Source organism: Legionella sp. PATHC035 (genome assembly GCF_026191115.1).
In the GTDB taxonomy this organism is placed as follows: domain Bacteria; phylum Pseudomonadota; class Gammaproteobacteria; order Legionellales; family Legionellaceae; genus Legionella.
In genome coordinates this window covers 1,544,650-1,557,906 of record NZ_JAPHOT010000001.1, presented here as the reverse complement: position 1 = coordinate 1,557,906, position 13,257 = coordinate 1,544,650, and the positions used below count along the sequence as shown (strand labels likewise).

Sequence of the window (13,257 nt, the reverse complement as noted above, 5' to 3'; positions counted from 1 at the left end):
CTTAAATGTCTGGAATTATTCGTTTGATTGAAACAGGAGCCAGGCTGCTTGTCAAGCCTATCGATGAGGAATTATATGAATTAATGATGTAAAAAATTAATTGAGTTTCTCAAATAAGGCATAGACAACTTGTCCAGCTTGTTTTAGTTTTGTTTGCTTCCACTTTTTTTCATCCATGTGAATCACTGCAGGGGATTCGACATAAACTAGGCCTCCAGGTTTGAGAATATTACTTTGCGCTATAGATGAAATGCATTGAGGAAGATAGGTTTGCGCAAAAGGTGGATCCAGAAAAATAATATCAAACTCTTCTTTACTGTGCTGAAGATAGTGTACCGCATCGGTTTGGAGGAGTTTAAGCTTCGGATCGTTAAATGTGGTCATTATTTTCTGTAAGTTGGCATGAGCTTTGGGAGACTGCTCCAGGAAAACAACGTGAGCAGCCCCTCGAGAGAAGGCTTCCAGACCTAAAGCACCACTCCCTGCAAAGGCATCCAGGCAGTGTGCTTCTCTGATGTCATGCATAAGCCAATTAAACAGAGTCTCACGCACGCGATCTGGGGTAGGGCGCAGGCCTTCTATATCTGGGAAATGTATTTTTTTTCCTCGATATACCCCTCCTATAATGCGCACGACCTGCTTCATGATTTACCCACAGTAACCAATAACAATTTATCGGGATTGACTTGCTGCTTGAATGCTTGCTTCACTTGCTCACTGGTTATCTCATTGACCCGAGCAGTATAGGTATCAAGAAAATCTTCCGGTAAATGATAAAAATTCATTCGCAATAAGAGGCTTGCAATACTGCGATTACCGGATAAAGAAAGTGGGAAACTTCCAGTGAGGTATTGTTTTGCTGCATTCATCTCTTCATCAGTTGGACCCTTATCAATGTAGGCTTGCAAAACACTCTGAATCACATCTAATGTTTCGTGAGTTTGTTTATTTTTGGTTGATAAGCTGATAAGAAAAGGTCCATATCCTGACATAGGAGCAAACTGGCTTTCTATACCATAAGTTAAGCCACGTTTCTCCCTTACCTCTACAGCAAGCCGTGAAACTAACGCTCCACCTCCCAAAATATAATTTCCTACAGTGAGAGGAAAATAGTTTGGATTATGATGATCGATACCGACTTGGCCGAGGCGTATTACGGTTTGCGATGATGGAAATGGAATATTTATTGTTTCTGCCTTGGTTAGTTGGGTGGCTTTAGGAATCGGTGGCGCTGCTTGTCCTTCCGGCAGTTCCTGAGTCAATTGATCGGCAAGCTGATGTGCCGCTTGACTATTAATTGCGCCCACCATAACTAAAATTGCGTTTTTTGCTACATAATAGCGTTTATTAAACTCAATCACTTGGCTTTTACTGATTGCATTAACCGTTTCCGCTGTCCCACGAACAGGATGTGCATAGGGATGCTGTTGGTATAAAGCCTGGAAAAAACGAAGCTGGGCTACGTCTTCCGGTGATTCTTGAGTCTGTTCGATGCTCATGAGCTGTTGTTTCTTTTCTCTTGAAAAAGCTGCATCTGGGAAATCCGGATGGTTAATGATTTGAGTGAAGGTATTTCCCGCTTTGTTCATCGCTTCCTGGCTAACTAAAGTCCTAAGACTGAATACCACCATATCTCTGTTGATTTCGACCTTATATTGAGCACCTACATCAGCGAGCGACTCAGCTATTGCTGTTGCGTTTAGGCCAGCATTACCTTGATTCATCATGCTGCTGGTTAAGGCACTGAGTCCATATTGGTTTTCGTCATAGGCCGATCCTGCTGCAAAAGCGATGCTGACATCAAGCATAGGAACTTCCATAGCGGGATAAAAAACAACCCGAACACCATTTTTAGTGATCCATTTTTCGGTTTTGAAAACAGTCGCTGTCGCTGTTTGTGACAGTCCAATCGTTATTGCGAAAATACACGCGGTAAAAATTCTCATGGTGCCACCTTTTGTGTTTTAGGTTCTAAGATTGCTGTAGTCATGTTCTTGTCTTGAAAATAACGTTGTGCGGTTTGCTGAATTTGTTGGGGTGTAATTGCATTGATTGCCTGGGAGTACTCTTTGCTTTTTTCCCAACCCACACCGATTGTTTCTAAAAGGCCTAATTCTGAGGCTTGTCCGAAAATAGAGTCTTTTTCAAAAGTTTTTTGTGCAATGATTTGATTTTTAATCCGTTGTAATTCAATCGCACTCACTGGATTTTTTTTCAAATCATCCAGCTCATTAAGAAGCCCACCTTGTAAGTCATTAATTGTATGATTTTGGTTAGGAGAACCATAGACTATGAACTGAGTTTGATATCTTGTGTAGGGGTTATAATAGGTATCCGCGCCATTGGCAACATGCTTGCCTCGAATGAGTTTTTTAGAAAAACGAGCGCTGTCCCCCGCGTCTAAAATTCCAGCGATGATTTCCAAAGCATAGGGCTCATAGGCTTCTTTTGCAGTGACCACACTAGGGACTGAGTAGCCAATCATGAGTAAAGGTAATTTTGCTGCGGCTTGAATATGAACAATCTTCTGACCAAGCTCGGGTGGTTCTTTTTTTAATTTTCGTTCAGGTATAGGCTGTTTGGGCAAAGCGCCAAAATAATTCTCTGCTAAAGCACGAACCTGTTCTGGGTTAACATCCCCTACAACCACCAGCGTTGCATTATTGGGCGCGTAATATTTTTTATACCATTCCCTGAGGTCTTCAACGGTCATCTGTTTCAGATCACTCATCCAGCCAATAACCGGATGATGATAAGGAGCGCTTAAGTGTGCCGTAGCCAAAAAGCGTTCGAAGGCAAGTGCCTGTGGATTATCATCGGTGCGCAGACGCCGCTCCTCCTGGATTACTTTAATTTCTTTGGCAAATTCATTCGCATCAAGAAGTAGATGATTCATACGATCCGCTTCCAATTCAAAGCTGGTAGCAAGTTTTGAAGCATCCGTTTTTTCAAAAAAAGCGGTATAATCATTATTGGTGAATGCATTCGCTTGGGCACCAATTTCAGCTATGGTTTTCGAAAAGACGCCTAAAGGATATTTTTCAGTACCTTTAAACATCATATGTTCCATGGCATGTGATATACCGGTAATTCCACCGGGTTCATCTGCGGAGCCGACGTTATACCAGATCATTGATACGGCAATTGGAGCTCGATGATCTTCTTTAATTAAGATTTTTAATCCATTATTCAAGATAAACTCTTGAACTTGGCTAAAGGTCTGGCAAGATAGTACCATGAGTAAAGTAAAGAGTATTTTGCGCACAACTTAACCTCAAAGTAAAAAAGATGATAGAATTTCATATTTTTCAGGATTTGTATACTATATGATTAAATGGTTTAAGCGAAGTCATGATTCCACCTCTGCAGAGGCCGATCATTCACAAAGTGTTACTGACTCGATGCCTGAAGTTCCTGAGGAAGTCATTGAACAGGAACAAGAGCCTGCAAAAGAGGGGATTTTTGCACGTTTCAGGAAAGGACTGAGTAAAACACGCCATCAGCTAGGCGATGGAATTGGGCGATTACTGCTCGGTAAAAAGGAAATCAGCCAAGAGTTGATGGATGAGCTAGAAACTCTTTTGATCAGCGCTGATTTAGGTATGGAGACCACTCAAACTGTATTAAATCAGTTGGCCGAAAGCTTAGCTCGTAAGCAGTTATCCGATGGGAATGCAGTTTATGATGCGCTGAAATTTCATTTACAAGCAATTTTGAGTCAAAACAGCCACGCTCTAACTCTAGAGACCGCAGATCATTCTCCATTTGTTATCTTAATGGTTGGAGTTAATGGTGCTGGTAAAACCACTACCATAGGGAAACTGGCGAAACAATTTCAGCAGCAAGGCAAGAAAGTCATGTTGGCTGCGGGAGATACTTTTAGAGCCGCGGCAGTGGAGCAATTGCATGTCTGGGGCGAGCGTAATGACATCCCCGTGATTGCACAGCATACCGGAGCAGATAGTGCCTCGGTGATTTTTGATGCGTTGCAAGCAGCAAAAGCACGCAAAATAGATATTTTAATCGCTGATACCGCGGGTCGGCTGCATACGCAGGGCAATCTAATGGATGAGTTAAAGAAGGTAAAGCGAGTTCTTCAGAAACTTTGTCCAGAGGCTCCTCATGAAACGATGTTGGTATTGGATGCAAGCATAGGGCAAAATGCTTTAGTTCAGGCTCGACAATTTCACGAAGCAGTCGGGCTGACGGGAATTACCATGACTAAATTAGATGGCACCGCTAAGGGTGGGATTTTGTTTGCCATTGCGAATGAGTTAGGAATACCCTTTCGTTATATAGGGATTGGTGAAGGGATAGAAGATTTACGACCCTTTGATGCAACACAATTTGTTGGTGCACTATTCAATGATCACATTTGACCAAGTAACTAAACGTTATCCAGGTGGTTTTGAAGCGTTAAGCCAGGTGAATTTCTCCTTACAAAAAGGAGAAATGGTGTTTCTTACTGGGCATTCAGGAGCGGGAAAAAGTACCTTACTCAAATTAATTGCTCTTTTAGAATGGCCCACTTCTGGCCAGTTAACTGTAAATGGATTGCGTTTGAATCAGTTAAAAAAGCGCGATGTCGCGGCGCATCGCAGTCAATTGGGAATTACTTTTCAATCACCTTACTTACTGAATGATCGTACCGTATTTGACAATGTCGCTCTACCGTTACAAATTCAGGGGATGCCCTCTCCCATGATTGCCAAAAGAGTGCATGCTGCCTTGGATATGGTGGGATTATTAAGCAAGGAAAAAATGCTTCCTGTCCATTTATCTGGTGGAGAGCAGCAACGCGTGGGGATTGCTCGTGCAGTTGTTCATAAGCCCTCATTGTTATTGGCTGATGAGCCAACAGGAAATCTTGACCCCAAACTTTCCACGGAAATCATGGCTATTTTTGAGCAGTTTAATCAAGTGGGCGTCAGCATATTAATTGCCACCCATGATTTGGCATTAATTGCCGGAATGAAACATCGTATTGTCATGCTCAAAGGAGGACGAATGTGTTAAAACAAGCACAAGCCATCCTTTCTTATCATCTGCAGGCGGCGGTACAAAGCTTAAATTTATTATGCCGTAAACCATTGGCAACGATGATGACTTCTATAGTGATCGCTATTGCCTTAGCTTTACCGGCTCTCTTTTGGGTATTTTCAGATAATGTTGCTAAATTAACTGCAAGCTGGCAGCGTGGCGGGCATATTTCTCTTTATTTAAAGCCCGGTTTATCTGAAGCAGAACAACAGCTTGTTCTACAAAAAGTCCGTGAGACCGACGGTGTGGCCCAAGTTTCCTTAAAATCCTCTACCGATGGGTTATCGGAATTAACCCAGCAAGAGGGGATGCAGGATATTATGCGTTATCTTCCGGAGAATCCGTTGCCGGCATTGATCGACGTAGTACCTGCGTTAATCATTGATTCACCGGCTAAATTGGATTTATTAGCACGCCAGTTGCAAACTCTATCACAGGTAGACAATGCAAAAGTTGATATGGAGTGGATAAGTCGCTTGCATGCGGTCCTAGGGTTTGCCGCTAAGTTTGCTGACGCATTACTGGCTCTATTGGCAATGGCCGTCATTATGATTGTTGGCACTACTTTACGCTTGGCACTTCATAGCCGACAAGAAGAAATCCAGGTTTTAAAGCTAATTGGTGCAAAAGATCCTTTTATTTTGAGGCCTTTCTTGTATTCAGGTGTTTGGTATGGCGCATTAGGCGCTGTTTTTGCGGTTTTTATGGTGAATATTTTTATTTTCAGTCTAGGCTCGGCGGTAAATCAGTTGGCAGTTGCTTATCAAATGCACTATCCGTTAACCGGTTTGTCAATGCGTCAGATCTTGCTACTTGTTTTATTTGCAATTATACTAGGATGGATGGGGGCACGTTTATCTGTAAAACGTCAATTGGCTTCCATTGAACCACAATTGTAAGGTTTCGTCTTATTTTTCACCTTATTTCTATCGCGAAATGTTAGAGGAAAGAAGTATGAGTCAATATTTACAACTTGCCGAAATGAATTTACCTGTGGGCAGTCTTGATTCTTACATTCACAGGGTTAATCAAATTCCTATGCTCTCTTTAGAGGAAGAGGTTGCTTATGCTGAGCGCTTTCATTCTGAGGGAGATCTTGAGGCTGCGCGACGTTTAGTTCTTGCTCATTTGCGCTATGTTGTTCGCGTTGCTCGCGGTTATTTGGGATATGGCTTGCCTCTGAACGATTTAATTCAGGAAGGTAATATTGGATTGATGAAGGCGGTCAAACGATTCGACCCGAAGATGGGAGTACGTCTGGTCTCCTTTGCTGTGCACTGGATCAAAGCAGAAATTCATGAATTCGTTTTACGCAATTGGCGTATTGTTAAAATTGCTACGACTAAAGCACAGCGTAAGTTATTTTTTAATCTCCGCCAAATGAAAAATCGTTTGGGATGGATGAGCCGTGAAGAAGTGACTGCGGTAGCAAACGATTTAGGCGTAAGTTGTGAAGATGTTTTAGTGATGGAGCAGCGCCTGAATGCGATGGATACCCCTTATGATGCTCCTGATGCAGATGATCATGATGAATTTTATACGGCTCCTGAGCGTTATTTGTTCAATGCAAATGATGATCCTTCCGTCCTGTTAGAAAAAGAAAATACAGGCGATCAAGGCCGTGAACATTTGATGCTTGCGCTAGAGCAATTAGATGAGCGCAGCCAGGATATTTTACAACAACGTTGGTTAGCTGAAGATAAGCTGACGTTACATGATTTGGCTAAAAAGTATGGCGTATCTGCTGAGCGGGTTCGACAGCTTGAAAAAAATGCAATGAAAAAATTGCGACAATATATAGAAAATCTTTAATACACGTGTGTCGGGCCTTTCCCGACACACAGTGAGTCCCTTAAGAGTCATTCTGCTGAGCAAGCTATTAGCCTCCAAAGCATAACCTCTCGCTTATGTTGCTAATCGTTTATTCCAAAAAGTCACTTACCAAGCGTTCTACTCGCTCATCCAATAATACACTCACGTGATTTGCTTCTGGAAGGAGGCAAAGTTTGGCATCTGGATATTTTTTACAGAATTCGATCGATTCTTTAGTACTAATCGTTTCGTCAAGCTCCCCATGAATGCATAAGAAAGGAATATTAGGTGATTGGGAAATGAAATGGTGAAGACGGACCAGTTTAATGTCGAAGCGCGCTTGCTGCCTCATCACTTGGCGTAAATACAAGTACCCGTGTCCACTCAGTTTAAACTTTTTGGCAATGTGGTTAACGGGGCTGCGCATTTGTGTGGGTGATGCAATTAAAATCGCACGTTCAGGTTTATATTTTAATTGCCATTCGGGCAGTTGACCTGCCACGTTCAGGGTATTGAGTAACATAGAACCGCCAAAAGAATGTCCAATAACTGCATAGAAAGGACCGTATTGATTGATGGTATCCTTCAAAATAGCAACCGCATCGGTCCAAGGCAGCTGTAGCCCTTTAGCTTCACCATGAGCAGGAAAATCAAGTGCGTATACTTCATATCCTTGTTGATGTAACACATGGATTAAGCGAGCCATGTATGCGGCGCGAGATATCCATCCATGGGTGATCAGGACTTTTCTTCCTTTTGAATTTTTCTGTGGGGCAAAACGATGCAATACATGATGGCGTGGGAATTCATTATGTATCACTTCGGTGCGTCTTGCCTCGATAAATTCACAAGCCAATTTTGCAAAATCCCGATATTCTTTATCCAAAGGTAAAAAGATAGGAGTAATAAATGCCTGATAACACAATTGGGCGTGTAAAATGTCTCGTACATGGAGTAATGATGAAGTGATCATGATTATATCCCCTTCACAGTTTTAGTTTAAGTTTAGTATAAATTATTGTTTATTGGTTTTTTTTAATCCTTGTTTAGCGGGTAATAATGAGATAGATTCCTAAAAATGAGGCAAAATGGACGATGGGCAGGTTAAGGCGCCAGGCTAAGATAATCGTGAGCGACGAAATAATACTTAATTTATTTCGTGACTTAATCTCTCTAGCCCAATTTTATACACTAGGTCTTAAAAGAATTTAATGGCTTATTTAGGGAGCTGCAATGCATACTTTAAATCATATTTATCATGATAACGGACAGGAACTTCATGGCTTCTTAGCGTACGACAGAGCTCTTGCTGGCCCCCGTCCTGCAGTATTAGTTGTTCATGATTGGAGCGGCCGTAATGAGTTTGCCTGTGAGAAAGCAAAGTTATTGGCTCAAATGGGCTATGTTGGTTTTGCTGTAGATATGTATGGCCACGGCCAACTTGGTTCCACTACAGAGGAAAAACAAGCGCTCATGAATCCGCTGGTTGCTGATCAACAATTATTACGACGACGCATTCAAGCAGGATTGACCGCTGTGTGTTCTATGTCAGAAGTTGATAGTCAACGAGTTGCAGTCATTGGATTTTGCTTTGGAGGCATGTGCGCTCTTGAGTTGGCACGTTCTGGAGCAGATATTAAGGGAGTAGTCAGTTTTCATGGCTTGTTGCGTCAACCTGGAAATCTAAAATCTGAGCCCATCATTGCCAAAATTTTAGTCATGCATGGCTATGACGACCCGATGGTGCAGCCTGATCAGGTGCATGAGTTTTGTAACGAGATGACCGAAGCTAACGTGGATTGGCAAATGCATATGTATGGGCATGTGCAGCATGCTTTTACTAATCCGCTTGCGCATGATACGCAATTAGGGACTATCTATAATGAGGTTGCTGCGCAACGATCCTGGCAAGCGATGACCAACTTTTTACAAGAAATTTTTAAGTAAGCTTCCCTTTTCCTCCAATAAAGAGGACCATGGAAAATTGGATTAGATGAAACGAAGAAAAATTGAAGCATTTTAGAACGGCTGGCTTCGTTTCATTAAGACACCATATCATCTGTTGTTAAAGAAATACTTTGGAGATTAGAACCAGGAATAAAATTAGAAAAATAATTTCAAATGGGCTCGATTGTAATAGGACAAACAATTATAATCCCCGAAAAATAATCTTGCTTCTGTGTTTTTTTCCATAAGCCTTTTACTATTGATGTTAAATATAATATATTGAGAATATAGGATCTTGCTCGCTTCTTTTTTATTAAAAATAAGCAATAAAATCAATTAAACTGTGGAAAAATGGCGCAATTAGTAGGAGTCAACCAATTTGAGTTTTTCACCCGGTTATAACACTATGCAATTGCATCATTTTTTTGAGCTATCCGCTGATAATTATTCAAGTAATATCGCATTGATTTGCGACAATGCATTTATTTCTTATCAAGAATTAGAAAATCGTGCCAATCAATTAGCTCATTTTCTTTATGAAAACGAAATATCCAAGGGGAGCATTGTCGGCATTCTATTAGAACGTTCTATAGAATGTTATGTTGCTATACTCGCCACGTTAAAATCAGGCGCCGCTTATGTGCCTATTGAAGTAGATTATCCAGATGAGCGGATTAACTACATTTTTTCGGATCTCCCTTTTGATGCAGTGTTAACTTCTTCTCTGCAATTGGCCCAAAAAAAACTGGCATGGCCAACTACTTATGTGATTGACACACTGGCTGAAGAAATTTCGAAACGTCCCACACACAGATTAATTCAAGATGGTTTGGGTCCTGATGACTTGTGTTACATCATTTACACTTCAGGCTCAACAGGAAAGCCTAAAGGCGTGGAAATTACGCAACGCAGCATTTGTCACTATGTACAAACTGCAAGTAAACTTTATGGTATAACCAGTGATGATAAGGTATATCAAGGATTTTCCTTAGCATTCGACGCTTCTTTAGAAGAGTTTTGGATGGCCTTTGCTAATGGTGCCGCTCTAGTTGCCTGCACTGCCAAAGAGGTGCGTTCCGGTTTAGGCTTAATTCCGTTTTTACAACAGCATCGCGTCAGTGTTTTTTCAACAGTGCCAACTCTATTGTCTGCTTTAGAGGGACATTTGCCTGATCTGCGGCTTTTAATTTTAGGTGGGGAAACGTGTTCTTCTGCTCTAGTCAAACGGTGGAGTAGAGACGGACTGAGAATCCTCAACACCTATGGGCCTACTGAGGCAACGATTATTGCAACTTATGCAGAGTGTCATCCCGACAAAGAAATCACTATTGGCCAGCCATTACCTGGTTATGAAGTACTTATCCTTGATGAGCAATTGCAGGAAGTGGCGGATGGTGAAGAAGGAGAATTGTGTATTGCTGGGGTTGCTTTGGCTCGTGGTTATGTCAATCGGCCAGAGAATACTGCAGAAAAATTTATTTTAAATCCAGCAAATAAGAATCAGCGCTTGTATCGAACAGGCGATTTAGTTTCCAGAGCGCCTAATGGTGACCTACGTTTTGCTGGGCGTGTGGATGATCAAATTAAATTGCGTGGATTTCGCATTGAATTAAGCGAAATTGAAACGGTAATCATGCAATATGCTGGAATTAAGCAGGCAGTTGTTAGTTTACACGCATTGGAGCAACCCACATTAGTTGCTTATTTGCTCCTTGATACAAATCATGTCCTTGATGTAAATGAACTGAAAGACTTTTTAAAATCACGCTTGCCCGATTATATGGTACCCGCATTAATCGAAATCCTAGAAGCATTTCCAGTATTAGCCAGCGGTAAAGTAAATCGGAAGGAACTGCCTAAACCTACACAACAAAAGACCGAGACACATTATAAAGAACCTAAAACTGAATTGGCTCGCGAAATTGCTCTTGTCTGGGAAAAAGTATTTGATTGTAATAATATTTCTGTAAATGCAGATTTTTTCTACGATCTAGGTGGACACTCATTACATGCGGCGAAAGTGATCTCTAACTTACGCAAAATACCTGTCTTAAAAAATATATCAATTCTAGATTTATATAAAAATCCAACAATTAGCCAGTTGGAAGAGAAATTTAGTGCACTTAATGCCAATTCTCAGGTAAGTGAAGTGCCAGCGGCTAAGAAAAAATATAGAGCACCTCAGTGGAAGTATTATTTATGTGGTGTTGGTCAATTTTTTGGATGTTTATTGCAATATGCAGTAGGTACCTTACAACTATTGGCTGTTATTTTGTGTTACAGCTGGGTGAGTTCTGAGTATTCGATTATTTCTAGAGAATCACAACTGGCGTTTTTAGCATTGTTTTTATCTATGCCCATCATTTCGTTATTTATCACGATTTGTTTGAAGTGGATTTTACTTGGCAGGGTGAAAGCTGGTGAATATCCGCTTTGGGGGTGGTTTTATTTTCGATGGTGGTTGGTGCAAAGACTGCTCAAGAATTTGTTTTTAGCTAAATTTTTGGTCGGCTCACCGTTAGCGGCTATCTATTATCGATTGTTAGGCGCCAAAATAGGAAAAAATTGTTATTTGGGCTCCATGCAGGTTTCTGCACATGATTTATTAACTGTAGGGGATAATACTTCTATAGGTTCTGATTGCAGACTTAATGGCTACATAGTTGAAGATGGCTGGTTAAAGATTGGCTCTATCAACATAGGCAATAATTGCTATGTGGGCTCACGAGCAGTGGTGGGTTTAAATACCCAGATTGAAGATAATGGGGTTTTGGATGACATGTCCATGCTTCATGATCAAGGTTTAATTCCTCAAGGAGCCTATTTTGCCGGTTCTCCTGCATTGTCTGGTACTGCCCCTGCTGACCATGTTACCCGGAAAAAAATTGCGGTTGAAGAATCGACTATGTTGGAAAATACCCTGTTTGGTATTTTGCACTATTTAGGCGTTGTATTTGTGATGGTGGTGTATTACTTATGCTTAATCCCATCCATCTCTTTGATTAGCTATTACTATGATCAAAGTCATTATTTTACCACGATGTTTTTTGCCATACCTTTGGGCGCGATACTCTTTTTAGGATTATATTATTTATGCATAGTAATCTGTAAAAAGATCATTATGGATAAGATAAAACCTGGCGAATACCCTTTGAAGAGTTTTTATTATTTCCGCCATTGGATCATGGTGAAATTATTAGATGGCGATGAAATTTCAGTGATGGCAGATACTTTGTATTTGCCTATGTTTTTACGCCTGTTGGGTGCAAAGCTGGGTAAAGGCGTCGAACTGGGAGAGACCCCTCATATTATTCCTGATCTAGTTACCATTGAAGAAGGTGGCTTTGCCGCCAGTTCAGTCGCTTTGGCTTGGCCCAGCGTCTGTAATGGTTTCATTTCTTTTGCTCCTGTAACTGTTGGGCGAAGAGCTTTTGTAGGTAATGTAAGTTTATTACCAGCAGGTAAATCAATGGGGGAAGGTGCTTTATTAGGATGTTTATCGGTGACACCACCAGGAGACAAAGCAACAGAGCCTTACTCTGCTTGGTTGGGTTCACCAGCTGTCTTTTTGCCAAAACGCGAATTATTTGTTGGTTTTTCTGATAAGGATACATTTTATCCTTCTAAAAAACTGTACTGTATGCGTTTAGCCATTGAGTTTATGCGAATTATTTTACCGTCAACTTTTTCATTGATTGCATTATTCAATATGCTTTACGTTTTAGACTATATGTTAAGCGAATATTCTTGGTTTGCTACCGCGTTGGTTCTACCACCAGCCGAAATGTTCTTTACAGTTTGTCTCGTTGGAGTATTGGTTGCTCTTAAGTGGTTGATGTTGGGTAGATTGAAGCCTTTAACTAAACCGATTTGGGATCCTTTTATTTGGAAAAATGATGTTATTGAGTACTCGTATAACTACTATACAAATCCCCATTTAACGAACAAAGTTTTGGGAACTCCTTTCGCACTTTGGATACATCGTTGTCTTGGAACTAAAGCGGGTAAACGAGTTTTTACTGACAGCGCTGAGTTTTCAGAATTTGACCTCATTACTATAGGTAATGATGTATGTATCAATGCAGAGACCATCATTCAAACTCATCTTTATGAAGATAGAATATTCAAAGTCTCTAATGTGACTATTGGCTCAGGGTGCAATATAGGGGTAGGTTCAATCGTTCTCTACAATACATTAATGGAAGAGAACTCTTGTCTAGGAAGCCTTTCTTTGTTAATGAAAGGGGAGCGCTTACCTGAAAATACTCATTGGGCTGGTATTCCTGCACAATCAACGGCGCTTGGAACCCAGTATCAGCAAGTTGCTCCGCAGCCGGCAATTACGGAAGAAGTTCCAGGCGAGCCGATTCCGGAATTATTGTAGCCTGGTTGCAAGCAACCAGGAACTTCCAGAGGGTTTTCATGGGCTTTGAGCCTTTCTTACCTGTATCAACAAAC

General features: G+C 41.1%; 10 protein-coding genes. 6 read left to right on the top strand and 4 right to left on the bottom strand.

Annotated elements, in window-relative coordinates; genetic code table 11:
- Window positions 1-96: 96 nt before the first annotated feature.
- From rsmD to OQJ13_RS06870, 3 genes are read right to left on the bottom strand one after another with little or no spacing between them, the layout of a single operon-like run.
- Window positions 97-645, bottom strand: a complete 549-nt coding sequence (gene rsmD / locus OQJ13_RS06880) for a 16S rRNA (guanine(966)-N(2))-methyltransferase RsmD (RefSeq protein WP_265710122.1) — start codon at window positions 643-645, stop codon at window positions 97-99.
- Window positions 642-1,946, bottom strand: a complete 1,305-nt coding sequence (locus tag OQJ13_RS06875) for a M16 family metallopeptidase (protein WP_265710121.1) — start codon at window positions 1,944-1,946, stop codon at window positions 642-644. Before OQJ13_RS06875 ends, rsmD begins: the two co-directional genes overlap by 4 nt.
- Window positions 1,943-3,265 (bottom strand): M16 family metallopeptidase, encoded by a 1,323-nt coding sequence (locus OQJ13_RS06870; RefSeq protein WP_265710119.1) that lies wholly within the window; start codon window positions 3,263-3,265, stop codon window positions 1,943-1,945. Before OQJ13_RS06870 ends, OQJ13_RS06875 begins: the two co-directional genes overlap by 4 nt.
- 61 nt (window positions 3,266-3,326) lie before the next feature.
- On the opposite strand from OQJ13_RS06870, the gene ftsY reads away from it, so the two are divergent.
- From ftsY to rpoH, 4 genes are read left to right on the top strand one after another with little or no spacing between them, the layout of a single operon-like run.
- On the top strand, window positions 3,327-4,379 hold the full coding sequence (gene ftsY, locus OQJ13_RS06865; RefSeq protein WP_265710117.1) for a signal recognition particle-docking protein FtsY: 1,053 nt from the start codon (window positions 3,327-3,329) through the stop codon (window positions 4,377-4,379).
- Complete coding sequence (gene ftsE / locus OQJ13_RS06860; RefSeq protein WP_265710115.1) at window positions 4,366-5,016, top strand: cell division ATP-binding protein FtsE; 651 nt, start codon at window positions 4,366-4,368, stop codon at window positions 5,014-5,016. The genes ftsY and ftsE overlap by 14 nt, the downstream gene beginning before the upstream one ends.
- The gene (ftsX, locus tag OQJ13_RS06855) at window positions 5,010-5,939 is read left to right on the top strand and encodes a permease-like cell division protein FtsX (protein WP_265710113.1); all 930 of its coding nucleotides are present in this window, start codon (window positions 5,010-5,012) and stop codon (window positions 5,937-5,939) included. The genes ftsE and ftsX overlap by 7 nt, the downstream gene beginning before the upstream one ends.
- A gap of 55 nt (window positions 5,940-5,994) precedes the next feature.
- Window positions 5,995-6,852 (top strand): RNA polymerase sigma factor RpoH, encoded by an 858-nt coding sequence (gene rpoH / locus OQJ13_RS06850; RefSeq protein ID WP_265710111.1) that lies wholly within the window; start codon window positions 5,995-5,997, stop codon window positions 6,850-6,852.
- A gap of 109 nt (window positions 6,853-6,961) precedes the next feature.
- Here rpoH and OQJ13_RS06845 read toward each other — a convergent pair whose 3' ends face one another.
- The gene (locus OQJ13_RS06845; protein WP_265710109.1) at window positions 6,962-7,825 is read right to left on the bottom strand and encodes an alpha/beta hydrolase; all 864 of its coding nucleotides are present in this window, start codon (window positions 7,823-7,825) and stop codon (window positions 6,962-6,964) included.
- A gap of 260 nt (window positions 7,826-8,085) precedes the next feature.
- Between OQJ13_RS06845 and OQJ13_RS06840 the strand changes: the two genes are divergently transcribed.
- Both OQJ13_RS06840 and OQJ13_RS06835 read left to right on the top strand, forming a co-directional pair.
- Window positions 8,086-8,799, top strand: a complete 714-nt coding sequence (locus tag OQJ13_RS06840; RefSeq protein ID WP_265710108.1) for a dienelactone hydrolase family protein — start codon at window positions 8,086-8,088, stop codon at window positions 8,797-8,799.
- Between the two features lie 379 nt (window positions 8,800-9,178).
- Entirely contained in the window at window positions 9,179-13,183 is a 4,005-nt protein-coding gene (locus tag OQJ13_RS06835; RefSeq protein WP_265710107.1) for a Pls/PosA family non-ribosomal peptide synthetase, read from the top strand.
- The last annotated feature ends 74 nt before the right edge of the window (window positions 13,184-13,257 follow it).